This window comes from Zavarzinia marina (assembly GCF_021568905.1).
In the GTDB taxonomy this organism is placed as follows: domain Bacteria; phylum Pseudomonadota; class Alphaproteobacteria; order Zavarziniales; family Zavarziniaceae; genus Zavarzinia; species Zavarzinia marina.
The window spans coordinates 374,107-399,301 of record NZ_JAKGSB010000001.1 but is presented as its reverse complement, the minus strand read 5'-3'; the positions used below and the strand labels follow the sequence as shown (position 1 = coordinate 399,301).

The 25,195-nt window shown below is 66.5% G+C and carries 27 protein-coding genes; 5 read left to right on the top strand and 22 right to left on the bottom strand.

Translation table 11 applies throughout. The features are described from left to right. The first annotated feature begins 2 nt into the window (after positions 1 to 2). Positions 3 to 1,166 (top strand): patatin-like phospholipase family protein, encoded by a 1,164-nt coding sequence (locus L2U69_RS01900; protein WP_236104655.1) that lies wholly within the window; start codon positions 3 to 5, stop codon positions 1,164 to 1,166. Positions 1,167 to 1,271: 105 nt separating this feature from the next. Here L2U69_RS01900 and L2U69_RS01895 read toward each other — a convergent pair whose 3' ends face one another. Beyond that, the gene (locus L2U69_RS01895; protein ID WP_236104654.1) at positions 1,272 to 2,396 is read right to left on the bottom strand and encodes an acyl-CoA dehydrogenase family protein; all 1,125 of its coding nucleotides are present in this window, start codon (positions 2,394 to 2,396) and stop codon (positions 1,272 to 1,274) included. 16 nt (positions 2,397 to 2,412) lie between these two features. After that, the gene (locus tag L2U69_RS01890; protein ID WP_236104653.1) at positions 2,413 to 3,606 is read right to left on the bottom strand and encodes an acyl-CoA dehydrogenase family protein; all 1,194 of its coding nucleotides are present in this window, start codon (positions 3,604 to 3,606) and stop codon (positions 2,413 to 2,415) included. A gap of 185 nt (positions 3,607 to 3,791) precedes the next feature. Between L2U69_RS01890 and L2U69_RS01885 the strand changes: the two genes are divergently transcribed. Next, entirely contained in the window at positions 3,792 to 3,989 is a 198-nt protein-coding gene (locus L2U69_RS01885) for a DUF1289 domain-containing protein (RefSeq protein WP_236104652.1), read from the top strand. 3 nt (positions 3,990 to 3,992) lie between these two features. Here L2U69_RS01885 and cobA read toward each other — a convergent pair whose 3' ends face one another. From cobA to recO, 7 genes are all read right to left on the bottom strand, one after another. Beyond that, positions 3,993 to 4,811, bottom strand: a complete 819-nt coding sequence (gene cobA / locus L2U69_RS01880) for a uroporphyrinogen-III C-methyltransferase (protein WP_236104651.1) — start codon at positions 4,809 to 4,811, stop codon at positions 3,993 to 3,995. A 127-nt stretch (positions 4,812 to 4,938) separates the two neighbouring features. Continuing rightward, on the bottom strand, positions 4,939 to 5,772 hold the full coding sequence (phnE, locus tag L2U69_RS01875) for a phosphonate ABC transporter, permease protein PhnE (RefSeq protein WP_236104650.1): 834 nt from the start codon (positions 5,770 to 5,772) through the stop codon (positions 4,939 to 4,941). Between the two features lie 57 nt (positions 5,773 to 5,829). Next, positions 5,830 to 6,831, bottom strand: coding sequence for a phosphonate ABC transporter substrate-binding protein (gene phnD / locus L2U69_RS01870; protein WP_236104649.1), 1,002 nt, complete (start codon positions 6,829 to 6,831; stop codon positions 5,830 to 5,832). A gap of 41 nt (positions 6,832 to 6,872) precedes the next feature. Continuing rightward, positions 6,873 to 7,724, bottom strand: a complete 852-nt coding sequence (phnC, locus tag L2U69_RS01865) for a phosphonate ABC transporter ATP-binding protein (protein ID WP_236104648.1) — start codon at positions 7,722 to 7,724, stop codon at positions 6,873 to 6,875. Positions 7,725 to 7,804: 80 nt separating this feature from the next. Beyond that, the gene (locus tag L2U69_RS01860; RefSeq protein WP_236104647.1) at positions 7,805 to 8,728 is read right to left on the bottom strand and encodes a DMT family transporter; all 924 of its coding nucleotides are present in this window, start codon (positions 8,726 to 8,728) and stop codon (positions 7,805 to 7,807) included. A 154-nt stretch (positions 8,729 to 8,882) separates the two neighbouring features. Continuing rightward, positions 8,883 to 11,108 (bottom strand): DNA topoisomerase IV subunit A, encoded by a 2,226-nt coding sequence (parC, locus tag L2U69_RS01855; RefSeq protein WP_236104646.1) that lies wholly within the window; start codon positions 11,106 to 11,108, stop codon positions 8,883 to 8,885. A gap of 9 nt (positions 11,109 to 11,117) precedes the next feature. Beyond that, the gene (recO, locus tag L2U69_RS01850; RefSeq protein ID WP_236104645.1) at positions 11,118 to 11,852 is read right to left on the bottom strand and encodes a DNA repair protein RecO; all 735 of its coding nucleotides are present in this window, start codon (positions 11,850 to 11,852) and stop codon (positions 11,118 to 11,120) included. 281 nt (positions 11,853 to 12,133) lie between these two features. Here recO and coaA point away from each other — a divergent pair, with 281 nt between their 5' ends. Beyond that, a complete protein-coding gene (gene coaA, locus L2U69_RS01845) occupies positions 12,134 to 13,090 on the top strand; it encodes a type I pantothenate kinase (RefSeq protein WP_236104644.1) in 957 nt (318 codons plus the stop codon). A 39-nt stretch (positions 13,091 to 13,129) separates the two neighbouring features. Here the strand turns inward: coaA and L2U69_RS01840 are convergent, their stop codons facing one another. The 11 genes from L2U69_RS01840 to folK form a co-directional block, all read right to left on the bottom strand. Beyond that, on the bottom strand, positions 13,130 to 13,555 hold the full coding sequence (locus tag L2U69_RS01840) for a hypothetical protein (RefSeq protein WP_236104643.1): 426 nt from the start codon (positions 13,553 to 13,555) through the stop codon (positions 13,130 to 13,132). A gap of 100 nt (positions 13,556 to 13,655) precedes the next feature. Next, the gene (locus L2U69_RS01835) at positions 13,656 to 14,990 is read right to left on the bottom strand and encodes a GGDEF domain-containing protein (RefSeq protein ID WP_236104642.1); all 1,335 of its coding nucleotides are present in this window, start codon (positions 14,988 to 14,990) and stop codon (positions 13,656 to 13,658) included. A gap of 77 nt (positions 14,991 to 15,067) precedes the next feature. Next, entirely contained in the window at positions 15,068 to 15,997 is a 930-nt protein-coding gene (era, locus tag L2U69_RS01830) for a GTPase Era (protein ID WP_236104641.1), read from the bottom strand. After that, positions 15,994 to 16,665: a ribonuclease III gene (gene rnc, locus L2U69_RS01825; RefSeq protein ID WP_236104640.1), complete on the bottom strand. Its 672-nt coding sequence runs from the start codon at positions 16,663 to 16,665 to the stop codon at positions 15,994 to 15,996. The genes era and rnc overlap by 4 nt, the downstream gene beginning before the upstream one ends. Then, complete coding sequence (gene lepB, locus L2U69_RS01820; RefSeq protein ID WP_236104639.1) at positions 16,662 to 17,411, bottom strand: signal peptidase I; 750 nt, start codon at positions 17,409 to 17,411, stop codon at positions 16,662 to 16,664. Before lepB ends, rnc begins: the two co-directional genes overlap by 4 nt. Positions 17,412 to 17,530: 119 nt before the next feature. Continuing rightward, on the bottom strand, positions 17,531 to 17,941 hold the full coding sequence (gene acpS / locus L2U69_RS01815) for a holo-ACP synthase (RefSeq protein ID WP_236105750.1): 411 nt from the start codon (positions 17,939 to 17,941) through the stop codon (positions 17,531 to 17,533). Positions 17,942 to 17,943: 2 nt separating this feature from the next. Continuing rightward, entirely contained in the window at positions 17,944 to 18,696 is a 753-nt protein-coding gene (locus L2U69_RS01810; protein WP_236104638.1) for a pyridoxine 5'-phosphate synthase, read from the bottom strand. Between the two features lie 14 nt (positions 18,697 to 18,710). Next, positions 18,711 to 19,298 carry an orotate phosphoribosyltransferase gene (pyrE, locus tag L2U69_RS01805; protein ID WP_236104637.1) on the bottom strand — a complete coding sequence of 196 codons (588 nt, stop codon included), beginning with the start codon at positions 19,296 to 19,298 and terminating at the stop codon, positions 18,711 to 18,713. 40 nt (positions 19,299 to 19,338) lie between these two features. Continuing rightward, positions 19,339 to 21,489: a RelA/SpoT family protein gene (locus L2U69_RS01800; RefSeq protein ID WP_236104636.1), complete on the bottom strand. Its 2,151-nt coding sequence runs from the start codon at positions 21,487 to 21,489 to the stop codon at positions 19,339 to 19,341. Positions 21,490 to 21,621: 132 nt separating this feature from the next. Further along, complete coding sequence (gene rpoZ / locus L2U69_RS01795; protein WP_236104635.1) at positions 21,622 to 22,002, bottom strand: DNA-directed RNA polymerase subunit omega; 381 nt, start codon at positions 22,000 to 22,002, stop codon at positions 21,622 to 21,624. A 110-nt stretch (positions 22,003 to 22,112) separates the two neighbouring features. Next, a complete protein-coding gene (gene folK, locus L2U69_RS01790) occupies positions 22,113 to 22,622 on the bottom strand; it encodes a 2-amino-4-hydroxy-6-hydroxymethyldihydropteridine diphosphokinase (protein ID WP_236104634.1) in 510 nt (169 codons plus the stop codon). Between the two features lie 122 nt (positions 22,623 to 22,744). Here folK and L2U69_RS01785 point away from each other — a divergent pair, with 122 nt between their 5' ends. Next, positions 22,745 to 23,377, top strand: coding sequence for a LabA-like NYN domain-containing protein (locus tag L2U69_RS01785; RefSeq protein ID WP_236104633.1), 633 nt, complete (start codon positions 22,745 to 22,747; stop codon positions 23,375 to 23,377). Positions 23,378 to 23,450: 73 nt separating this feature from the next. After that, positions 23,451 to 23,894 carry an SRPBCC family protein gene (locus L2U69_RS01780; RefSeq protein ID WP_236104632.1) on the top strand — a complete coding sequence of 148 codons (444 nt, stop codon included), beginning with the start codon at positions 23,451 to 23,453 and terminating at the stop codon, positions 23,892 to 23,894. A gap of 14 nt (positions 23,895 to 23,908) precedes the next feature. On the opposite strand, the gene L2U69_RS01775 is transcribed toward L2U69_RS01780, so the two are convergent. Both L2U69_RS01775 and L2U69_RS01770 read right to left on the bottom strand, forming a co-directional pair. Then, positions 23,909 to 24,265, bottom strand: a complete 357-nt coding sequence (locus L2U69_RS01775; protein ID WP_236104631.1) for a cupin domain-containing protein — start codon at positions 24,263 to 24,265, stop codon at positions 23,909 to 23,911. After that, positions 24,262 to 25,020, bottom strand: a complete 759-nt coding sequence (locus L2U69_RS01770) for a Bax inhibitor-1/YccA family protein (protein ID WP_236104630.1) — start codon at positions 25,018 to 25,020, stop codon at positions 24,262 to 24,264. The genes L2U69_RS01775 and L2U69_RS01770 overlap by 4 nt, the downstream gene beginning before the upstream one ends. Between the last annotated feature and the right edge of the window lie 175 nt (positions 25,021 to 25,195).

Sequence of the window (25,195 nt, the reverse complement as noted above, 5' to 3'; positions counted from 1 at the left end):
TCATGCTGGACAAGAGCACGGTGGCGGGCGAGTCGACGGATGTCGCCGAGATCGTCGCCCATTACGACCGGGTGGCCCTGGTGTTCCAGGGCGGCGGCGCCCTCGGCGCCTATCAGGCCGGCGTCTACGAAGCCCTCGCCGAACGTGGCGTGCAGCCGAACTGGCTGTCGGGCGTTTCCATCGGCGCGATCAATTCGGCCATCATCGCCGGCAATGCGCCCGAGAAGCGCGTCGAGCGCCTGCGCGAATTCTGGGAATTGATCTCGGACCGCAAGATCTGGCTCTACACTCCGGACGGCGACATTTTCCGCGTCTGGCGCAACCAGTGGAGTTCCTTCATCACCACGCTGCAGGGCCAGCCCGGCTTCTTCGAGCCGCGCGCCGTCAATCCCTGGTTCCAGCTTCGCGGCGCCGAGGGCGCGACCAGCTTCTACGACACCGCGCCCTTGCGCGACACCCTGCTGAAGCTCGTCGACTTCGAGCGTCTGAACAATGACGACATCTTCCTCTCGGTCGGGGCGGTGAACGTCCGCAACGGCAATTTCCTCTATTTCGACAATTTCCGCGAGACGATCGGACCGGAGCACATCATGGCCTCGGGCGCCCTGCCCCCGGCCTTCCCGCCGATCAAGATCGACGGCGACTACTATTGGGACGGCGGCATCGTCTCCAACACGCCCCTGCTCTATCTGCTCAGCCAGCGCGAGAAACTCTCGACCCTCGCCTTCCAGGTCGATCTGTTCAGCGCCAACGGCACCCTGCCCCGCGACATGCGCGACGTCATGGGACGGCAGAAGGACATCACCTATTCGAGCCGGACGCGCTTCACCACCGACACCTATCGCCGCGATCACGATTTCAGGCTGCGCGTGGCGAAATCCCTGTCCAAGGTACCGGCCCATCTGATGGACGACGAGGACAAGGCCCTGCTGGCCGAGGTTTCGGAAATCCCGCCCGTCAACATCGCCCACCTGATCTATCAGCAGATGGATTACGAGAGCGAGGCCAAGGATTTCGAATTCTCCCGCACCTCGATGCGTGAACATTGGCGCGCCGGCTACGAGGACACCAAGCGCACCCTGCTCCGCCCCGACTGGCTGCACAAGCCGGCGCCGGGCGGCGGCGTCGTGATCCACGACCTGCACCACGACTACGACCGGCGATAGGCGCCCCTTCCGTTGAAAGGTCCCGGCCTGCGCCGGGACGACGACTTCCTTTTGGCCGTCATCCCGGCGCAGGCCGGGATCTGTCGCGGGAAAGGGCTCGTAACCTCAGGCGGCGTAGCGCTTCAGGTGGAAGTCGGTATTGCCGAACAGGGTCTCGATCATGGTCAGGCGCTTGAAGTAGTGGCCGACGTTCAATTCGTCGGTCATGCCCATGCCGCCGTGAAGCTGCACGGCCTGCTGGCCGACGAAGCGGGCCGACTTGCCGATCTGGACCTTGGCGGCGGAGACCGCGCGGCGGCGTTCCGCCGGCTCGGCATCCAGCTTCAGATTGGCCATGATCGCCATGGATTTTGCCTGCTCATAGGCCATGTACATGTCGACCAGACGGTGCTGGATGACCTGGAAGCGGCCGATCGGCTGGCCGAACTGTACGCGGGTACGGCAATATTCCAGGGTCGCCTTGTGCAGCACTTCCATGGCGCCGACAGCCTCGGCGCAGATGGCCGCGATCGCCTCGTCCACCACCTGATCCAGAAGGGCGAGACCGCCGCCGAGCGGGCCGACGATGTCGGCGGCCGAGACCTGGACATTTTCGAGGATCACTTCGGAGGCGCGCAGCCCGTCGACCGTCGGATAGTCCTGGCGCGAGACGCCGGCGGCACCGGCATCGACCAGGAACAGGGTGATACCGTCGGCATCGCGCCGATCACCCGACGTCCGGGCGGAGACGATGAGCTTGTCGGCCATTGGGCCGTGCAGCACCACCGACTTGTGACCCTTGAGGACATAGCCGTCGCCCGACGCGCTCGCCGTGGTCGAGACGTCGGCGAGGTTGAAACGCGAGCTCGGCTCGGCGTAACCGACGGCGACGATCAAGCCACCCGCCATCAGGTCCGGCAGGATCGCTTCCTTCTGGGCCGCGGTGCCGCCCAGCTTCAGGAGGCCGCCGGCCATGACGACGGTCGAGAGATAGGGCTCGACCACCAGGCCCTTGCCGAAGCTTTCCATGATGATCATGGTTTCGACCGGGGTGCCGCCCAAGCCGCCGTCCTCTTCCGAGAAAGGCACGGCCAGCCAGCCGAGCTCGCCGAACTGCTGCCACAGGTCGCGGCGGAAGCCCGCTTCGGATTTCACGATGGCGCGGCGGGTGTCGAAGTCGTAGTCGTCCTTGACGAAGCGTTCGACGCTGTCGATCAGCAGCTTCTGCTCGTCGCTGTAATTGAAGTCCATGGTCGTCGTCCGCCCCTTAAAGACCCAGCACCATCTTGGCGATGATGTTCTTCTGAATTTCGTTGGACCCGCCGTAGATGGAGGTCTTGCGCATGTTGAAATAGCTCGGCGCCGCGAAAGCCGTCGCCGCCGGGCCGATGATCGGCTCGTTGGAACCGTCCATGGCGCGCCGGTTGAAGGCGAAGGCGTAATAGCCCGCCGCCTCGACCGCCATTTCGGTGATCGCCTGCTGGATCTCCGTGCCCTTGATCTTGAGGATCGAGGATTCGGGGCCCGGCCCCTTGCCCTGGCTCTCTCGGGCCAGGGTACGCAGCTCGGTATATTCGAGGGCGGTCAGATCGATCTCCAGTTCCGCCAGCTTGCGGCGGAAATCCGGATCCTCGATCAGGGGCGCGCCGTCGGCCTGTTCGGCATTGGCGATCTTTTTCAGCTTGGCGATGCCGCGCTTGGAGCGCGCGACGGCGGCGATGCCCGAACGCTCGTGACCGAGGAGGAACTTGGCATAGGTCCAGCCCATGCCTTCCTCGCCGATCAGATTCTCGACCGGCACCTCGACGTTGTCGAAGAAGCATTCGTTCACTTCATGGCCGCCCTCGAGGGTGATGATCGGGCGGACGGTGACGCCGGGCGACTTCATGTCGAAGAGCAGGAACGAGATGCCTTCCTGCTGCTTCACCGTGCTGTCGGTGCGCACCAGGCAGAAGATCCAGTCGGCCCATTGCGCCATGGTGGTCCAGGTCTTGGAGCCATTGACGATATATTTGTCGCCCTGGCGCACCGCCTTGGTCTTCAGGGAGGCGAGGTCGGAGCCGGAACCGGGCTCGGAATAGCCCTGGCACCACCAGACGTCCGACGACAGGATGCCCGGCAGGAAGCGCTTCTTCTGTTCCTCGGACCCGAAGGTGTAGATGACGGGCGCGACCATGGCGAGGCCGAAGGGAATGATGCCCGGGGTGTTCGCGGCGCCCAGCTCTTCCTGGAAGATGTATTTCTGGGTCGCGGTCCAGCCGGTGCCGCCATATTCCTTGGGCCAGCCCGGCGCGATCCAGCCCTTCTCGTAGAGGATCTTCTGCCAGCGGACGAAATCCTCCTTGCGGGGTTCGAGGCCGGCGTCGAAACGCGCCCTGATGTCCGCCGGATAATTCGCGGCGATGAATTCGCGGACCTCGCGCTGAAACGCGAGATCTTCCGCACTGAACGCAAGATCCATGACTACTCTCCTCACCTTTCGCCGTTGTCGGGCCGGCTTTGGTGGCAGCGATGATAGCCGTGCGCAACTCGGGATCAAGCGGACTTCGCTTGACGTTGCGTCAACCGGGGCCGGGGCGTTTCGGAGCGCCCGGTCCCCGCTTCGGAATCGGCAGGGCGCTGCTTTCCTGATAGGAAGGGCCCGTCATGTCGCGCAAATCACGCTTCGGATCGGAAGGCGATCCGCCCTCCCCCTGCATCAGGGTCTGTCAGCTGGATCCGGTGACACGGCAGTGCACCGGCTGCCTGCGCACGGTCGAGGAGATCGGCGCCTGGGGTTTCATGGATGCGGACGGGAAGCGCGCCGTGCTCGCGCTTCTGCCGGCACGGCGAAAGGCGCCCTGACGATCAGGCCCGGCGCCGCGAGACCGCATCCGTCGGCGGGGCGACGAAACGGTTCATCCAGTCGAGTTCGGCGCGCAGCTTCACCACTTCGCCGACGACGATCAGGGCGGGTGCCGAAATGCCGGCGGCGGCGACCGCTTCGGCGGCGCCGGCCAGCGTCGTCTCCACCACCCGCTGGCTGGGCAGGGAGGCATCGGCGACGACCGCGACCGCTTCGCCCGGCGCACGGCCGGCGGCGATCAGGCGATCGGCGATACGGCCGATCTTGCCGAGGCCCATGTAGATCACGATCACTGGCGAACCCCGGGCGATCGCCGGCCAGTCCAGACCATCCGGCACATCGCCGCCGGCATCATGGCCGGTCAGGAAGGTGACGGCGGAATTGAAGTCGCGGTGCGTGGCCGGAATACCGCCATAGGCAAGGCCGCCGATGCCGGCGGTGACGCCCGGCAACACGCGGAAGGGAATGCCGGCGCGCGACAATGCCTGCGCCTCTTCCCCGCCCCGGCCGAACATGAAGGGATCGCCGCCCTTGAGGCGCAGCACGCGCTTGCCCTGGCGGGCGAGATCGATCAGGCGCGCGGTGATGTCCGCCTGGCGGCACGACGGCCGTCCGCCCCGCTTGCCGGCGAATTCCAGCAGTGCGCCGGTCCGCGCGAAGCGCAGCACCCGTCCGTCCACCAGCGCATCATGCACCACGACGTCGGCCTGGCGCAGCGCGTCATGCACGCCGAGGGTCAGCAGCGCGGGATCGCCGGGACCGGCGCCGGCCAGCCAGACCCAGCCGGGCTCGAACGCGGGCAGGAAGTCGAGTTCGGACAATTCGGAACCTCCGGCGCGGAACATCCGCGCCGGAGGTAATTTGCACCCGAACGGTCTCGCCTTCAATACCTCACATCAAAAATTCGATGTTTGGAATATTTAACACAAACATTCCGATATTAAGGCATCACGACGCGAACTTGCGCAGCCGGGCCGACAGCATGTCGAGCAGCGAGACGGCGACGATGATGATCACCATGATCGCGGCGGCGGTCGGATAGTTGAAGGCGCGCAGTTCCTCGTGCAGCACCATGCCGATGCCACCCGCGCCGACGATGCCGAGCACGGCCGCCGAGCGCACGTTGGATTCGAAGCGGTAGAGCGCGAAGGATACCCAGAGCGGCATCACCTGGGGGATGACGCCATAGACGATTTCCTCGAGCGACGAAGCGCCGGTGGCACGGATGCCCTCGACCGGGCGATGGTCGATCGCCTCGACCGCCTCGGAGAACAGTTTGGCCAGAATGCCGGTGGTATGGACGAAGAGCGCCAGCGTGCCGGCGAAGGGCCCGAGGCCGACGGCGACGACGAAGAGCAGCGCGAAAACGATCTCGTTGATGGCGCGCAGCGAGTCCATCACCCGGCGCGTCGGCTGCACGATCCACCAGGGTGCCACATTGCTCGAACACATCAGGCCGAAGGGCACGGCGAAAATGACCGCGAGGACGGTGCCCCAGATGGCGATCTGGATCGTCTCCCACATCTCGCCGATGTAGAAGGCCCAGGGCGTGCGCTGCATGAAGCGCCCGGCATTCTCGGGTATGAAGTCCCAGCCCAGGGTCGCGATATTGTCGCGGTTGGCCCAGAGCTTGCCGAAATCGATACCGGCACCGCCGTAGGACAGGATCAGCAGGCCGACCAGCGCCGCCCAGCCGATATAGGAGAAGAGCCGCTTCCGCGCCTCGGCCTGGGCGCGCTCCATGAGTTCGGGCGACATCACGATGGTGGACGGTGCGGACATGTGTACCTCCGAACGGAAAGGCGGCGCCGAATGGCTCCGGCGCCGCCCTCGTTACGATCAGTTGGTCTTCGACTTGCCTTCGAGAGCCTTCAGCTTGGCGTCGATCTCGGCCACGGCCTTGGTCTTCTCGTCCGCGCTCAGACCTTCGTCAGCCAGGATCTGGGTCTTCTTCTTGAAGAGGTCGAGCTGACGGATCGGGATCAGCTGGTCGTCGTTGGAAGCCTTGAACGGCGCCCACTGCAGAGCGGCCAGAACCTCGGTCTCCTTGGCGACCTGCTCGTCCGAGAAGCCGTCACGCTTGGTGCCGTAGCCGAGGAAGAAGGCCTTCAGCTTCTCCTTCGAGGCATCGTCCAGGTCCTTGCGCCACACGATCGGGTCCGACGGGATGATCGGCGAGGTCCAGATGACCTTGATCTTCTCGAGGGCGTCCGGCTTCGTCACCTTCAGACGACCCAGGTTTTCCGAGTTGTTGGTGGCGATGTCGACCTGCTTGTTCGCGACGGCCAGCGCATTGGCTTCGTGGTTCGCGTTCAGGACGGTCTTGAAGTAGGTCTTCGGGTCGATGTTGTTCAGCGCGAAGACATAGTAGCCCGGAACCAGGGTGCCCGAGGTCGAGTTCGGATCGCCCGAACCGAACACCAGGTCGCTGCCGCCGTGCTTCAGCAGATCCTCGAGGCTGTTCAGCGGGCTGTCGGTCGGGACGATCAGATGGCTGTAGTAGCCGGCCGAGCCGTCGGCGGCGACGGTCTGGGCGAAGATTTCGCCGCCCGCGCGGTCGACCGCTTCCATGGCCGACTTGTTGCCGTACCAGGCGACGTCGACCTGCTTGAAGCGCATGCCTTCGATGATGCCGGCATAGTCGGGGGCGAAGAACGCCTTCACCTCGAAGCCGGTCTGGGTGGCCATGTCGGCCAGGAACGGATCCCAGACGGTCTTCAGGTTCGACGAGGATTCGGTCGAGATGATGCCGAAGTTCAGGACGTCGGCGGCTTCGGCCTTCTGCACGATGCCGAGCGCCGCACCCATCATGGCGATGGCGGCGATGGTCTTCTTGAACATGACCCGCTTCCTTGAGGTTGACGAGGTTGTAACCAGTTACATTACGACAGGCCGGTCGCGAGCTTGTGCTCGAGACTGTCCGCGTTCTGTTCCAGCGAAGTGCCCCAGAGGGCGGCCGCCGCCTCCTTGTCGCCGGCATAGAGCTCGGCCAGGAGTTGCGGCGTCAGCGCCGCGGAAGGGCCGTCATAGACGACCTTGCCGCTGCGAAGCGCGACGGTACGCGGGCAGTATTTCACCGCGTAGTCGACCTGGTGCAGGGTGACGACGACGGTGATGCCGTCCTCCGCGTTCACCCGCTGCAGGATTTCCATGACATTCTGCGACGACGCCGGATCGAGCGAGGCGATGGGCTCGTCCGCCATCAGCACCGGTGCCTTCTGGACGAGGGCGCGGGCGATGGCGACGCGCTGCTGCTGTCCGCCCGAGAGGTCGCCGGCGCGTTCGAACGCCCAGTCGGCGACGCCGACGCGCTGCAGGGACACGAGCGCGAGATCGCGATCCTCCTGCGGGAAGAGCTTGAACAGGGTGCGCCAGGCCGGCAGCCGGCCGAGGGCGCCGGCCAGCGTGTTGGTCAGCACGCTCATGCGGTTGACGAGGCCGAACTGCTGGAACACGAAGCCGATGCCGCCGCGGATGTCGCGGATGTCGGAACCCATCTTGCCCGAGGCCTGGACCTTGCGGCCATGGACCGTGATGCTGCCCGACGAGGCACTCTTGCGGTCGCCGGCGACGAGGCCGCCGATATGGCGCATCAAGGTCGATTTGCCGGATCCCGAAGCACCGATCAGGGCGACCATCTCGCCGCGCTGGATCGTCAGATCCACGCCGTCGAGCGCCTTGCGCCCGCCGCCGAACGTCTTCGTCAGGCCCTTGACCTCGATCGCCGCCGCCATTTCGTACTCCGCACCCGCTGCTTGAGGTTCGATATCAAGGCGCGGTGACTGGGAGTTTGCAGTTTTTTTAAGCTTTGGTGTCAGCCCGGCGGGCGGCGGCGTGTCTCGCGGTGAAGAATGTAGAGACCGCTGGCGACCACGATCCCGGTACCCGCCCAGGTGGTCAAGGCGGGCATGTCACCCCAGACGACATAGCCGAACATGACCGACCAGATGATCGCCGTATAGTCGAAGGGCGCGACCACGGCGAGGGGCGCGCGCGAGAAGGCATTGGTCATCGCCATCTGGGCGAATCCGCCGCAGACGCCGATGGCGATCTGGGCGACCCAGTCCATGGCGTCGCGCGGCGCGATCCAGACGAAGGGCAGCATCACGGCCGTCGCCAGGGTGGCGAACAGCCCGAAATAGAAGACGATGGTCACCGTCTCCTCGGTCCTGGCCAGAACCCGGATGAAGATGCCGACGACGGCATAGGCCAGGGCGCCCGCCAGCGGCAGCAGCGCATATAGGGTAAAGAGATCGCCGCCCGGCTGCATCATGACGAGAACACCGACGAAGCCGACCAGGATGGCGGCCCAGCGCCGCCACCCCACGTGCTCGCCGAGCAGCAGGACCGAAAGCCCGGTCAGGAACAGCGGGCTGGCGAAGGACAGCACCACCGCGTCCGCCAGTTCGAGATAGCGGACCGACTGGAAGAAGGCGAAGAGCGCGGCGAGACCGAAGAAGCTGCGCACGATATGCAGCCCGATCTGCCGACTGCGCAGCTTGACCAGGACGCCCCTGCCCCGCATCAGGAACGGCAGCAGCACCATCAGCCCGAAGAACGACCGGAAGAAGATGAGCTGCGCGACGTGATAGGTCTCGGCCTGCCATTTCGCCAGCGTGTCCATGACCGAGAAGATGCCGACCGCCAGCACCATCCACAGGATGCCGGCGCCGGCGTCCTGTCGCCGATCGAGGGGGGAAGCCGATCCGATCGGGGCGGCGGGCGGTGCCAGGCTCATGGTCTTCTCGTGTGGCCAATCCGGGCAGAGTGGCCAAGGACCGCCGCCTTCACAATCGGCGCCCGCGCATTGCCGCCATGCGCGGGCTCCGCCCGCGTTGCGCCGCCGTGCGCGGGCACCGCCCGCGTCGCGCCGCCGTGCGCGGGCCCTTTCCTCAGGTGAAGCGATTGGCCTTGGGGAAGCCGCGCGGCGCGAGGCGCCCGGCGGCGCCCCGGCTGCCCTGCCAGTCGGTCAGATTGGTCTCGGTCTTCACACCCGAGCCATAGGGCCACGACAGCCCGTCCGCCAGGGTGAAGAGCGCGACGTCGGCAAGGCCCCCGTCCTTGTATTTCTGCAGGGTGACGCCGCGCCCGCGCGTCATCTCCGGCACTTCCGACAAGGGGAACACCAGGAGCTTGCGGTTCTCGCCGACGACGGCGACCGAATCGCCGGAAACGCGGCGGCAGATCATCGCCTCCGCCCCCTCGCCCGGGTTCAGCACCTGCTTGCCCGCCTTGGTCTGGCCCACCACCTCGTCCTCCAGGGCCACGAAGCCCTTGCCGTCGGTCGCCGCCAGCAGCAGCTTCGAACCGGGCTTGTGGACCAGCATGGCGACGATGTCCTGATCGTTGCCGAGATCGACCATCAGGCGAATCGGCTCGCCATGGCCGCGCCCGCCCGGCAGGCGGTCGCAGCCGAGCGTGAAGAAGCGGCCGTTGGTGGCGAAGACCAGCAGGCGGTCCGTGGTCTCGGCCTTGATCACGAAGCGGCCCTGGTCGCCTTCCTTGAAGCGGATGTCGGCATCGCTGTCGACATGGCCCTTGAGGGCGCGGATCCAGCCCTTGGCCGAACAGATCACCGTGATCGCCTCGCGCTCGATGAAGGCGGTCGAGGGCAGGTCGATCACCTGCGGCGCCTCGGCGAAACCGCTGCGGCGCCTGCCGAGCGGCGTATCGGGGCCGAATTCCTTGGCGATCTCGGCGATGCCCCTGGCGACGGCGCGGCGCTGGCGCGCGGGTTCCGCCACCAGCTTCTCCAGTTCCGCGCGTTCCTTGATCAGGGCGTCGTGTTCCTTGCGGATCTCAAATTCCTCGAGCTTGCGGAGCGAGCGCAGGCGCATGTTGAGGATCGCCTCGGCCTGGACGTCGGTCAGTTCGAAGCGGGCCATCATCACCTGCTTCGGGTGATCCTCCTCGCGGATGATGCGGATCACCTCGTCGATGTTGAGATAGGCGACGAGATAGCCGCCCAGGATCTCCAGGCGATGGGCGATCTGGGCCAGGCGGTGATTGGCGCGCCGCACCGTGACCTCGATCCGGTGCGCGATGAAGGAGAGCAGCGCATCCTTCAGGCTCATCACCTGGGGCATCTGCCCCTTGTCGAGCACGTTGAGGTTCAGCGGCACCCTTGTCTCGAGGTCGGAGAGCTTGAACAGCCCCTCCATCAGCATCTCGGGCTCGACCGTGCGGCTGCGCGGCACCAGGACGACGCGGACATCGTCGGCCGATTCGTCGCGCACGTCCTCCAGCAGCGGCAGCTTCTTCTGTTCGATCAGTTCGGCGATCTTCTCGATCAGGCGCGACTTCGGCACCTGATAGGGAATCTCGGTGACGATGACGTTCCAGCCGCCCCGCCCCGTGTCCTCCTTGTGCCAGCGCGCGCGCAGCCGGAACGAGCCCTTGCCGGTGGCATAGGCTTCGCGGATCGAGGCAGCACCTTCGACCAGCAGGCCGCCGGTCGGGAAGTCGGGCCCCGGCACCAGGGCCACCACCTCGTCGATCGTCGCTTCCGGCTTCTTGAGGAGGAGTTCGATCGCACCGCAGAGTTCGGCGACGTTGTGGGGCGGGATCGAGGTCGCCATGCCGACGGCGATGCCCTGGGCACCATTCGCCAGCAGATTCGGGAAGGCGCCGGGCAGCACCACCGGCTCCTTGTCCTCGCCGTCGTAGGTCGCGCGGAAATCGACCGTATCCTCGTCGATCTCCGCCAGCATGAGTTCGGCGACCCGGGTCAGGCGCGCCTCGGTGTAGCGCATGGCCGCCGGATTATCGCCGTCGACATTGCCGAAATTGCCCTGGCCGTCGATCAGCGGATAGCGGACCGCGAAATCCTGGGCCAGCCGCACCAGGGCATCGTAGATCGACTGGTCGCCATGGGGATGGAATTTGCCCATCACGTCGCCGACCACGCGGGCGGATTTCTTGAAGCCGGACTTCGGGTCCAGCTTCAACTGCCGCATGGCGTAGAGCAGGCGCCGGTGGACCGGCTTCAGACCGTCGCGCACGTCGGGCAGCGAGCGCGACATGATGGTCGAGAGGGCATAGGCGAGATATCGCTCGCCCAGCGCATTGGCGAGGGAGACGTCGCGAATCTCGCCGCTTTCGAGGGTGGTTTCCGTCATGTCCGGAACCTAGCAGATCCCCGGCGTCCGCCCCAAGAGGGAGAGAAGCCGTCCGCGCGCCGGCGGCAGCGCCAGCCCCTTGGGCGCGAGGATGTGGCGCTCGATGAAATGGCCGGTCAGGGCGAAACCATCGGCGAGCGCCGCCCCATCCGCCGACCCCGCCGCCCCGGTCAGGAAGCCGGGCAGGCGCAGCAGACGGTCGGCATAGGGCGCCGCCGCCTCGGCCGAGACCGCGCGCCCGGTCCGGGGCGACACGTGGCTGAGCCCCGCCGTCGCCCCGGTCACCGCGCAGGCGGAAAGATCCAGCCCGAAGCCGAGTTCGGCCAGCAGTTCGAGTTCGAAGCGCACCAGCACGGCCGCCCAGGGCCCGTCCTGGCCGAGAAGGCCGAGAAAGACCTCGAAACCGTCGAACAGCCGGGTGTGTGGCTCGCGTTCCGGCAGACAGGTCTCGACCAGGGCACAGGCAGCGGAGAGCGCCGCCAGGCGCAGGGGCGAATCCAGCAGCGCGGCGCCATGGGCCGTGCCCGCCTCCGCGCTGAAGGTGCCCAGATGATCCGACAGCCGGGCACGCCATTGGACATGGAGCTCGTTGCCGGCCTGGAGCAGCGGCGACATCCGCCGCCCCGCCCCGCCCCGGACGAGGCCGGGATGGCGGCCGTGCTCGCGCGTGAAGAGGGAGGCCACGGCATCCCTTTCCCCGAGCACGCGCACCGACAATACATATCCACGGTCACGCCAATCCATCGTCCCCGCCCGCCCGCGCCCGGAAACACGCGACATTTATGTTGCAACCAGTCTTTTGCCATGGATACCACCGTGGTATCACCTGCGGAATTCTCCGGAGGCGGCGGGCCCTTGCCGGGTGCGCGGCGCCCTCCGGCCGCGAGGACCCACCTAACACGACAAGACCCACCGAAAACGATTCAAGCCCACCGAAAACGATTCAGGCCCACCGCGAACGATTCTCAGCCGGACACGAATCTCACCCGGACCGGGACACCCAGGAAGTGCAGGGGTTGGCGTAAATGCCCGAGACCAAGTTGAAACCCTCGGTCGAGCAGCGTTTCACGCTCTTCGGCCGGGAAGAATGGCGGGCGCATCGCGCCGATACGCCGATGACCCTGTCCCACGACGACCTCCTGCAGTTGCGCGGCGCGGACGAAATGATCTCGCTGGAGGAAGTGGCGGATATCTATCTGCCGCTGTCGCGCCTCTTGAACCTGCATGTCTCGAACCGGATGGAGCTCTACCGCTCCACCTTCCGCTTCCTCGGTGCCGTGCCGGCGAAAGTGCCCTATATCATCGGTCTCGCCGGCTCGGTCTCGGTCGGCAAGAGCACGTCGGCCCGCATTCTGCGCTCCCTCCTGGCGCGCTGGCCGGGCCACCCCAATGTCGAGCTGATCTCGACCGACGGCTTCCTGCATCCCAATCAGGTCCTGCAGAAGCGCGGCCTGATGGAGCGCAAGGGCTTCCCCGAGAGCTACGACGTCCGCACCCTGCTGAACTTCCTGGCGGACGTGAAGGCCGGCCGACACGACGTGAAGGCCCCGGTCTACAGCCATATCGTCTACGACATCGTGCCCGGCGCCTTCCAGACCATCAACCAGCCCGACATCCTGATCGTCGAGGGCTTGAACGTGCTCCAGGTGAACACGGCGCCGGGGCTCGACGACGTCATCTTCGCGTCGGACTTCTTCGATTTCTCGATCTACGTCGATGCCGAGACCGAGATCATCCGCGACTGGTATGTCTCGCGCTTCCTGAACTTCCGGCAGACCGCGTTCCGCGATCCGGACGCCTATTTCAGCCGCTATGCCACCCTGTCCGACGAGGAGGCGCGCGACACGGCGCTTTCGATCTGGACCCGCATCAACGAGCGGAACCTGGTCGAGAACATCCGCCCTGCCCGCTTCCGCGCCGACCTGATCCTCAGCAAGGGCAAGGATCACCGGGTCGAATCGGTTGCGCTGCGCCGGCTCTGAACCCTTCTGCTCCGAACTGGCCGGCATTGACCGGCCGCCTCAGATCATCGCGCCGCCCGTCATCGACATCACCTGCCGGCAGACCCGGCGCAGGCGCCGGCCCGCCATCGGATCCAGCAGGGGCACGCGCGGCTCGACCGCGCAGGTCACCGTCACGCCCTGATGGCTCGGATCGAGATAGAGCGGAAAGAACCCACCGATGGTGAGGAGGCCCGGTCCCTCCATCCAGACCACCAGCCCACGGTCGGGATCGAACTGGTAGAGATCGTAGCTGCGCGGCGGATGGCGCAGCAGCTCGGCCACTTCCGAGACGACGAGTCCCGCGACGCCGACCTGCCGGAAACGCCGGCGGCGCGGCACGATGGCGAAATCGGGGCGTTTCAGGATGCCGAAGCCGACCAACAGGACCAGGACGACGCAACCCGCGTAGGTCGCGATGGTGATGAGGATATTCTCGCTGCCCAAATGCCGACCGCCTCCAACCTTCGAGCGAATCGAGGGGGATGGCCCGACAGAACAACATAGTTAACGATTAATCAAGGCCGGCAGACCAGGACCGCACGGCTCAGAAGGAGACGACGTTGCGCTGTTTGGCCTTCGCGCGATAGAGGGCCTGATCGGCGCGGGCCATCAGATCGGTCAGGCCGCCGTCGCAGGATTCCGTGCAGGCGATGCCGATGGAGATGGTGACCCGCCGCAAGCCCGGCACGATCGCCTCGAGGTCGAGCTCCTCGACCCCGCGCCGCAGGCGCTCCGCGCAGGCGCCGGCATCGCGCCCGATCAGGTCCATGGCGACGACGGTGAATTCCTCGCCCCCCGTGCGGCCGAACAGATCGCCCTCGCGCACCAGATCGGCGATGCATTTCGCAACCTCGCACAAGACCACGTCGCCGGCGGCGTGGCCGAACCGGTCGTTGATCGACTTGAAGTGGTCGATGTCCATGGCAAGGACGCTGAAGCAGCGCCCGCCCTCCCGTGCCGCGATGCACGCCCGCATCAGGCGTTCCATCAGGCCTCGCCGGTTGTAGACGCCGGTCAGCGGATCCTGGATGGCCTGGAGGTGAAGCTTCCACAGCAGGTGCCGCTCCGCCAGTTCGACGCGGCGGAAACCGACCGCCGTGCCGCAGATGACCAGCGTCGAGAGGATGATCGCCTGCATGGAGATCATCGCCTCGGCGCTGCCCTGAGTGCCGATGCGGGTGAACACCAGACCGATGACGATGATCCCGACGGTGATCATGGATATCTGCTGTCGGGCCGCGCGGGCCGAGTTGGACGTGCCCAGCATCAGCCTGAGCCAGCCCCGATCGGCATAACGAAAGAAGGTGGCGAGACAGATCGTGCCGCCCAGCACCATGGTCGGAACAGCCATTTCGCCGTGGAAATCCGACTGGCCGTAGGCATAGCCAAGCAGGGCGACCCCCGCGGTGCCGAATGCCACCATCAGACAGGCGAAGGCCGCCGAGACCAGTTGCAGCCGCATCAGCAGGGGGCCCAGCCCGCAGAGACCGATCATCAGGGCGGTATTCCAGCCCATGATCACCGGCGTCCCCTGCGCCTCCTCGCTGATCAGCACTTCGGCCCAGGGCGAGGGCGTCGGCAGGAAACTGTAGCCGGACGCCAGTTCGGCGAACCGAAGCAGACTGATCGCCACCGCCGCCAGGGAGAAGACGGCCCCGACGCGGCCGGGTACGAGCGCGAAAGCGAGAACGGCGATGCCCGCCGCGCTCCAGAGGGAGGTCGCGGGCCCGCTGGCCAGCGGACGCCAAAGCACCTCGACGTCGAGCGCGAGGCCGATGATGATCAGGACCGCGCCCCAGAAGACGGCGATCGCCAGGGGCGCGGCCGTCCGCCGCGTCCAGCGTATCGCAATTCTCGATTTCGACCTGTCGGGCGCCATCGGCATCCTTCCCCGGGGAATCCCGACAGGCTGCCCGGAACTCCTTAGGAAACCATAAAACCCATGGGCCCGGCGGCCTAGTCCTGCCAGTCGAGTCCCATGCTGCGGTAATGTTCGCGGTCGTTGGTCCAGTCGGCCCGGACCTTGACGAAGATGAAGAGATGGACCCTGCGATCGAAGATCTGCTCCATCTCCTCGCGCGCCATGCTGCCGATGATCTTCACCGTCGCCCCGCCCTTGCCGAGCACGATCGCCTTCTGGCCGTCGCGTTCGACATAGATCACCTGCTCGATGCGGACCGAGCCGTCCTTCTGGTCCTTCCACGACTCGGTCTCGACGTGGATCGAATAGGGCAGTTCCTGATGGAGGCGCAGATAGATCTTCTCGCGCGTGATCTCGGACGCCAGAAGACGTTCCGGCAGGTCGGAAAGCTGGTCCTCCGGGAACAGCCATGGCCCCGGCGGCAGGCGCGATTCGATCGCCGCCATCAGGTCGTCGCAACCGCTGCCGCCCTGGGCCGAGATCATGAAGGTGGCGTCGAAGTCGAAACGCTCGTTCATCGCGGCGGCGAGGCCGAGCAGCTTCTCGCGCTTCACGAGGTCGATCTTGTTGAGGGCGAGCAGCGCGCGGCGCCCACCCTGCTTCAGCCCCTTCACCACCGCTTCGACCGCGTCGTCGATGCCGCGTTCGGCGTCGACCACCATGACGACGAGATCGGCGTCCGCCGCCCCGGCCCAGGCCGCCGCCACCATGGCGCGGTCGAGGCGGCGCTTGGGCGCGAAGACGCCCGGCGTGTCGACGAAGACGATCTGGCAGGGTCCCCGGTTGACGATGCCGGTCACGCGGGTGCGCGTGGTCTGCACCTTGGGCGTGACGATCGAGACCTTGGTCCCGACCAGCCGGTTGGTCAGGGTCGACTTGCCCGCGTTGGTCGGCCCGACGATGGCGACGAAGCCCGCCTTCGTGTCGGTCGCGGGCGCCGGCGGGGTCTGCATATCCTCGGTCATGGCGCTTCCCTGAAGGTTTCGAGGAGGGCCTTGGCCGCCTCTTGTTCGGCGACCCGCTTCGACGGTCCCCGGCCTTCCGCGCTGTTGCCGGCGGGAAGGATCGCGGCGACGACGAAGACCGGGGCATGGTCCGGTCCGCTGCGGTCGCGCACCTCGTAGCGCGGCTGGCCGAGACCCCGCGCCACCGCCCATTCCTGCAGCATGGTCTTGGCATCCTTGGGCGGGGTGACGCGATTGGCGAAATAATCGTCCCACAGGCGGGCGACGACGCCGCGCGCGGCCGCCAGACCGCCATCCAGATAGACGGCGGCGATCACCGCCTCCATGGCGTCGGCGAGGATCGCGGGCTTGGCGCGGCCGCCCTGCTCGTCCTCGCCCTTGGCGAGGCGGAGCGCCCGGCCGAGGCCGATTTCACCCGCGATCTGGGCCAGGGTCTCGCGCCGGACGAGACCGTTCAGGCGCACCGCCAGCGCGCCCTCCTCCCACGCGGGATGGGCGGCATAGAGGGTTTCGGCGATCACCATGCCGAGCACGCGATCGCCGAGGAATTCGAGCCGTTCGTTGGAGGTCTCGGCGCCGAAGCTCTTGTGCGTCAGCGCCCGCGTCAGCAGGTGGCGGTCGGCGAAACGATGGCCGATGGCCTGCTCGAAATCGTCGGTGGCGCTCAATGGATCACTTGCATCAGGCGCTCGTAGCGGATCGCCCCGAACCAGTTCCAGGGTTCGAACAGGCCGGCGCTGCCGTCCGAGGAAAAGAAGATCAGATCGGCGCGGCCGATCAGGTTTTCGGCCGGGACGAAGCCGACGCCGCCGAATTCGGGCGGGAAGCGGCTGTCGATCGAATCGTCGCGGTTGTCGCCCATGGCGAAATATTTGCCGGCCGGCACCTCATAGGCGCCGGTATTGTCCGCCTGGCCGTTGTCCCTGGTGTTGAAGGTCACGTAGGAGACGCCGTTCGGCAGGGTTTCGCGCCATTGCTCGATCCGGCGCATGCCGCCGTTCGGCTGCGGCTCGATATAGTCCTCGATCCGCTCGCGCGGCACCGGTTCGCCGTTGATGATCAGCACGCCGTCGGTGACCTGGATACGGTCGCCCGGCAGGCCGACGATGCGCTTGATGTAGTCGACGTCCGGCTCGCTCGGCTTCCTGAAGACGACGACATCGCCGCGCTCCGGCATGCTCTCCATGATGCGGCCGTCGAACAGGTCGAGGCCGAAGGGCAGCGAGTAGCGCGAATAGCCGTAGGAGAATTTGGAAACGAAGAGATAGTCCCCGACCTCCAGCGTGGGCCGCATCGAACCGGACGGAATGTTGAACGGCTCGAACAGCACCGAACGGATCACGATCGCGATCAGCACGGCATAGATGACGGTCCGTACCGTCTCGAAGAAAGACGAACGGCCCGTCTGCTTCATCACGTTTTCCTTGAATGCCGTCACGCGCGGACTCCCACAACGGCGGGCATCAAGCCCAGCCAAGGGTGCGATGTCAACCGGCTCCGCGACCAAACCCGGCGCCGGCTCCGAAGGATAGCCTAGCCGTCGCCGTCCGGCACGGCCGAGATGATGACCACCGCGCTCGCGATCGGCGGCTCGTCGGTGATGGTCAGATCGACCACGGCGCGCATGCCGGGCGGGGTGATCTGCGCCAGCCGGTCCGCTGCGCCGCCGGTCAGGGCGAGGGTCGGCTTGCCCCCCGGCAGGTTGACGACGCCGAGGTCACGCCAGAACACGCCGCGCGAAAAACCGGTGCCGAGCGCCTTGGAGCAGGCTTCCTTGGCGGCGAAGCGCTTGGCGAAGGTCTCGACCCGGGTGCGCTGGCGCCGCTCGGCCTTGGCCTGTTCGACCTCGGTGAAGACGCGGGCGATGAAACGGTCGCCGAAACGATCCAGAATGCGCTCGATGCGGCGGATGTCGATCAGGTCCGAGCCGATGCCGATGATCATGGTCATGCCGCCGCTTGCGCCCGCGCCTCGTCCATCAGGCGCCGCATCTGGCGGATCGAGGCTTCGAGGCCGGTGAAGATCGCCTCCCCCACCAGGAAATGGCCGATGTTCAGTTCGACCACGGTGGCGATCGCCGCGACCGGCTTCACCGTCTCGAAGGTCAGGCCGTGACCGGCATGGCATTCGAGGCCCAGCCGGTCCGCCGCCTCGGCCGCCCGGCGCAGACGGTCCAGTTCCATCTCGCGCAGGTCACCCTCGGCCTCGCAATAGGCACCGGTGTGCAGTTCGACCACCTGGGCGCCGAGCGCCTTGGCGACCGCGAGCTGCACGTCCTCCGGATCGACGAAGAGCGAGACGCGGATCCCGGCGTCGACCAGGCTGCGGATGAAGGGCGCGAGGGTGCGATGCCCGACCGCGACGTCGAGACCGCCTTCCGTGGTCTTCTCCTCGCGCTTCTCGGGGACGAGACAGCAGGCGTGGGGCCTGTGGGCCAGCGCGATGGTCAGCATCTCGTCGGTCGCCGCCATCTCGAGATTTAGAGGCAGATCGATCTCCCGCGCGAGGCGCGAGATGTCGTGGTCCGAAATGTGGCGCCGGTCCTCGCGCAGATGGGCGGTGATGCCGTCGGCGCCGGCCGCCGCCGCGAGACGGGCCGCCCGCACCGGGTCCGGATGGCCGCCGCCCCGCGCGTTGCGGATGGTCGCGACATGGTCGATGTTCACGCCGAGGCGCAGATGCGGCAGGGACGCGGCCATGGCCCTCGCCCTTCCTACTTGAGGCCGCGGCTGCCCGGCTTGATCGCCGGGATCGCGGCCAGGTCGGGCGGCAGGGCGTCGGCCGGATAGGACGGCACCGCCAGCCGCGCCAGGGGGATCAGCGGCACGCCGATGTCGGCCTTGCCGTCGGAACGGTCGATCAGCGAGGCACCGGCGACGACGCGGCCGCCCAACGCCTCGATCACGCCGATGCATTCGCGCGACGACAGGCCCGTGGTCACCACGTCCTCCACCATCAGGCAGCGCGCGCCTTGCGGAATGTCGAAACCGCGGCGCAGCGCGAAGGTGCCGTCCACCCGCTCGACGAAGATCGCGGGAACGCCCATCTGGCGTCCCATCTCGTAACCGACCACGACACCGCCCATGGCGGGCGAGACGACGAGGTCGATCGGATCGGCGCCCAGGGCATCGCGCACCTTTGCCGCGAGTGCCGCACAGAGGCGCTCGGCCCGGCGCGGGTCCATCAGGACGCGGGCACACTGCAGGTACATCGGGCTGCGCAGGCCGGAGGTCAGGATGAAATGGCCTTCGAGGAGAGCGCCGGCGGCGCGGAATTCGTCCAGTACCTGGGCCTGGTCCATGGTGATGGTTCCTGTATTCGTCCCGCCGGCGGCGGAGGGCCTAACCGCGCGCCCGTTCCACCGAACTGATGGCCGGGTTTGCGCGAAGCGCCGCGAGGATGGTGGCGAGATGTTTCACATCCCGGACCTCGATGTCGATCATCATTTCGACGAAATCGGCCGAACGGTCGGTGAATTTCAGGTTGACCACATTGCCGAGCCCCTTGGCGATCACGCTCGCCACGGTCGAAAGCGCGCCCGGCTCGTTGGAGACGATGGCGGTGATGCGGCCGATATGCGGGCCTTCGTCCTTCGCCGTCGACCAGGCGAGGTCGAGCCAGCGTTCCGGCTGGTCGTTGTATTGCTCCAGCATCTTGCAGTCGATCGAATGCACGGTGACGCCGCGCCCGGTCGAGACGATGCCGACGATGCGGTCGCCCGGCAGCGGATGGCAGCAGCCGGCGTAATGGATGGCGAGGCCGGGGATGAGCCCCTTGATCGCCACGCCCTTGTTGGCGGCGCGCGCGCCCTTGGCCCGGCCGATGGGCACGACCTTGCCCTGGTCCTTCAGCTTCTCGCCCGGGAACACCGCCTCGACCACGGCGCGGCCGGTGATCAGCCCCTGCCCGACCGCGACATAGAGGTCCTCGATCGTCTTCTGGCGGAAATTGCGCAGCACGCCCTCGACCGCCTTCTCGGTCACGTCGTGGCCGCCGTGCTGGAACGCCTTGGCGACGATCTCCTTGCCGAGCGTCATATATTGGTCGCGCTGCTGGCCGCGCAGGAAGCGGCGGATGGCCGAGCGGGCGTGGCCGGTGACCACCAGATGCTCCCAGTCGGCGCTGGGGGTCTGGGCCTTGGAACGGACGATCTCCACCTGATCGCCGTTCTGCAATTCGGTGCGCAGCGGCTGCAGGCGCCCGTTGATCTTGGCCCCGACGCAGGTATGGCCGACGGAGGTATGGACGGCATAGGCGAAGTCGAGCGGCGTCGCCCCCTTGGGCAGGGCGATCAGGTCGCCCCTGGGCGTGAAGCAGAACACCTGGTCCTGGAACATCTCGAGCTTGGTGTGCTCGAGGAATTCCTCGGGCGTCGAGGCATGTTCCAGGATCTCCAGCAACTCGCGCAGCCAGCGGTACTGCATGCCGTCGGTCGGCACCGGCTGCAGGGGGCCGCCCTCCTTGTAGCGCCAATGGGCGGCGACGCCGAGTTCCGCCACCTCATGCATCTCGCGGGTGCGGATCTGGACTTCGATCTTCTGACGTTCCGGCCCGATGATGGTGGTGTGCAGGGAACGATAGCCGTTCTGCTTCGGCGTCGAGATATAGTCCTTGAAGCGGCCGTGGACCATCGGATAGGCGCCGTGGATGACGCCGAGGGCGCGATAGCAGGCGCCGACGTCGGTAACGACGATGCGGAACGCCATGATGTCCGAGAGCTGCTCGAAATTGATGTTCTTCTCTTCCATCTTGCGCCAGATGGAATAGGGCCGCTTCTCCCGTCCGTGGACCGTGCAGTCGACGCCGCCGGCGACCAGGGTGCGGTGCAATTGCTCCGAAATCTTCGGGATCAGGGTGCCGCCGCGCTCGCGCAGGAAGGTGAGACGCGCGATGATGCCGGCGCGGGCGTCGGGATTGATCTGCGCGAACGACAGATCCTCCAGTTCCTCGCGCATTTCCTGCATGCCGATGCGCTCGGCCAGCGGCGCATAGATCTCCATCGTCTCGACCGCGATGCGCTTGCGCTTCTCGGGATCCTTGATGAAGTGCAGGGTGCGCATGTTGTGCAGGCGGTCCGCCAGCTTGACCAGGAGGACGCGGATGTCGTTCGACATCGCGACCAGCAGCTTGCGGAAATTCTCGGCCTGGCGCGCGGATTCTGACGCGGGGCGTTCCAGCTTGGAGAGTTTCGTCACACCGTCGACGAGCTGGGCTATCTTCGGCCCGAACATCTTCTCGATGTCGTCGTAGGTGGCGACCGTGTCCTCGATCGTGTCATGCAGCAGGGCGGTGACGATCGTGTCGCTGTCCAGCTTCAGTTCGGTGAGGATGCCCGCGACCTCGAGCGGGTGCGAGAAATAGGGATCGCCCGAGGCGCGCTTCTGGCTGCCGTGCGCCTTCATCGAGAAGACATAGGCGCGGTTCAGCAGGTTTTCGTCCGCCTGGGGATCGTAGGCGCGGACGCGCTCGACGAGTTCGTATTGGCGGATCACGGACGGTAACCCCGCATCATGGCGGGCCCGATGACCGCGGCCCAGGACCTTAGGGAAGTGCCGGCCGAGGGGAAACGGGCGCGCCGGTGCGCCCCGACAGCGCCCGGCCGAACCGGGCGCCCGTCTGTCGCGTTACTCTTCTTCGTCGTCGCCACCGAGTGCTGCATCGAGTTCCGCCGCAAGATCGGACATCGAGTCAGCATACGCTTCGGCGTTCACACCTTCGAGTTCCGCCTCATGCCCGGCCATCAGACGAGGCATGTCGTCCTCGACGGGCTCGTCGCGCTCGACGTGATGCTGGAGCGTGCCGATCAGGCTGTCGCGCAGCCCCGTGACGGGCACGGTCTCGTCGGCGATCTCGCGCAGGGCGACGACCGGATTCTTGTCGTTGTCGCGATCGACGGTCAGGGGTGCGCCGGCGGAAATGCCACGCGCCCGATGCCCGGCCAGCAACACCAGCTCGAAGCGGTTCGGAACCTTCAGCACACAATCTTCAACGGTAACGCGAGCCATTCGCGGCAACTCCCGTTCGCAATAAGGGTGAACGACGAACATAGTGACTGGCAGACCCGAAAGCAAGCCTGGCCGAAAGCAGCGCCGGGAACCGAGGTCGTGAGCGGCGGTCAGGACGGGCGCAGCGGCCGGCAGGTCTGGCCGGGCGGCAGGGCGGCGAGCATGTCGGCGACCGAGACGCCGGTCAGCGGATGGCGCCAGTCGGGGGCCACTTCGGCCAGGGGTTCGAGGACGAAGGCGCGCTCGGCGATGCGCGGGTGCGGCAGCACGAGACCGCGCGACTGGTCTCCCCCGATGACCGTGGCGCCATGGGCGAGCAGGTCGAGGTCCAGCACCCGCGCCTCCCAGCGGCGGTGACGGGTGCGGCCGAAGGCGGCCTCGATCTCGTGAAGCGCGGCCAGGAGGGCGTCGGGCGAAAGCCCGGTGTCGAGGCGGAAGACCGCGTTCACATACCAGGGCTGGTCCGAGACCGGCACCGGCGCCGTCTCCCAGAGGCCGGAGGCGGCGGCGACGGCGATATCGGGCCGCGCGTCGAGGGCGGCCCGCGCGGCGGACAGGGTCTCCGCCGGGCTGCGGCCGTCGAGGCCCGGCAGGTTGGCGCCGGCGCCGATCAAAATCATTGCAGGCACTTTCCCGCGTGTCGCATTTGCCCTAATCTTGCTGCATTGGCGAAATGTGAAGCCGGTATCCCCCGAATCGGCATATTGCCCTAACTGGCGTGTTGCCCAGCAGGAATTTGACTATGGCATTTTACGCGAACGAGCGCCTCGCTCTGTTCATCGACGGCGCGAATCTGTTCTCGGCTGCCCGGAACCTCGGTTTCGACATCGACTATCGCCGCCTTCTGGCGGAGTTCAGCAAGCGCGGGCGCCTGGTCCGCGCCTATTACTACACCGCTCTCCTGGAGGGCGAGGAATATTCGCCGATCCGCCCGCTGGTCGACTGGCTGGACTACAACGGCTATGCCGTCGTCACCAAGCCGGCCAAGGAATTCACCGACAGCCAGGGCCGGCGCCGCATCAAGGGCGGCATGGACATCGAGCTCGCCTGCGACATGTTGGATCTCGCGCCCCGCCTCGATCATGCCCTGCTGTTCTCGGGCGACGGCGGCTTCCGCCGCCTCGTCGAGGCGATGCAGATGCGCGGCGTGCGCGTCACCGTGGTTTCGACCGTGCGCTCAAACCCGCCCATGATCGCCGACGAATTGCGCCGCCAGGCCGACAATTTCATCGATCTCACCGATCTCGCGCCGCTGATCATGCGCGACCCCGCGGTGCGCGAGCAGAACGCCCGCGAGCGTGCCATGGCGGCGGAAGCGGACGACGACGACGAGACCGGCAACGCCCTGCCCCCCGGCGTGCTCGGCAGGCGCTGAGACGTCTCGTCCATTTGGCCGTGGCGGCCCCGGGAACCGGCGGCCAGAGTGAGGCCAAGGTCAGGAGGGCGCCATGGCACGCAACGCGATGCATTTCGACACGGTCTTCAGGGCGCCGCGCGCGGATGTCTTCGCGCTCTGCGCCAGCCATGAAGGCATGGGCGGGATGTTTCCGGGGCGCACCTATTGCGTCCGGAAATCCGACGATCCCGACTGGCCGGAGGGGCTGGGCTCGGTCCGTCACGTGAAGATGGGCCCCTTCCCGCCGGTCGAGGAGACGGTGACCGTATTCCAGCCCCACGAGCGCTATGAATACCGTGTGACCGGGGGCGGCCCGATCCACAATCATGTCGGCATCATGCGCTTCAGCGATGTGCCGGACGGCACGCGTCTCGAATATACGATCACCTTCGACGGCCGCGTGCCGTTCACCGGCTGGCTGATCCAGCAGGCGATCTATCCGATGTTCGCCAAGGCTTTCGTCAATCTGCACAAGGCCCTGGACCGGCCTGCCTGATCTTCACCCGATCTTCAGGCCGCCGCCGGCTCGTAGACGACGTAGAGCTTGCGCACCGGGTCCAGCGAGGCCCAGATGCCGCGAAAGCCGCTGGGGATGACGAAGGCGTCGCCCGGGCCGAAATCGCTGACCGCGCCGTCGTCCGAGGTCAGGCGCACCCGGCCTTCGAGGATGACGCAGACCTCTTCCTCGGTGTAGTCGACGGGCCAGCTTCCCTCGGTCGAGGACCAGACGCCGGCATAGAGCCGTTCGCCGGCATCGGCATATTCATTCCACAGCCGCGTGGTCGGCCGGCCGTCGAGAACCCGGGCGGGGGCGCCCGCCACCCCCTCGCCCGCGCAGGCGCCGAGCCGGACGACGGCCGGGATCAATTGGACGACCGGATCTTGGCGAGCAGGCGCAGGATCTCGAGATAGAGCCAGACCAGCGTCACCAGAAGGCCGAAGGCGGCGTACCATTCCATGTAGCGCGGCGCGCCGACCTCGGCGCCCTTCTCGATGAAATCGAAATCGAGCACGAGGTTCAGCGCCGCGATCGCAACCACGATCAGGCTGAACACGATGCCGATCGTGCCGCCCTCGTGGATCATCGGGATGCGCACGCCGAAGAAGGACATGACGATGTCGACGAGATAGACCAGCGCGATGGCGCCGGTGGCGGACACCACCATCAGCTTGAAATTCTCCGTCGCGCGGATGATGCCGCTGCGATAGAGGAACAGCAGGACGCCGAAGACGCCGAAGGTCAGCATCACCGCCTGGACCACGATCCCCGGATAGGCCATCTCGAAGAAGAGCGAGATGCCGCCCAGCAGCACACCTTCGGCGACCGCGTAGACGGGTGCCGTGACGCCGGCCCAGGTCCGCTTGAAGATCGTGGCGAGGCTGGCGACGATCGCCACCACCAGGGCCACCGTGATGGCGGTGCCGAGCACGCCGATGCGCGCCTCGTCGCCCGCCGCGACGGCATTGGCGAAGGCATACCACATGTAGGCGCCGGCCCCGATCACCGCGAGCAGCAGGATGCCGGTCTTGTTGACGACACCGGAAACGGTCATCGCGTCGCCCGCGGCCGCGATCTCGCGCGTGAAGGTGGTGTCGCGCAGCATAGGATTGCCAGAGCGCATGATGCCCTCGAAAGTTGTTCCAGCGGTAGACCACATGGGCCGGCCGGGCCCGGAGAGCCGGCCGTTGGAGTAGTCGTTAACGTCGAACCAGTCGTTAACGTTGAACCAGTCGTTAACGATGTGCCCGCTAATCTGATTCCATGACGACGCATGATTCAGACAAGCCCAAAGACGG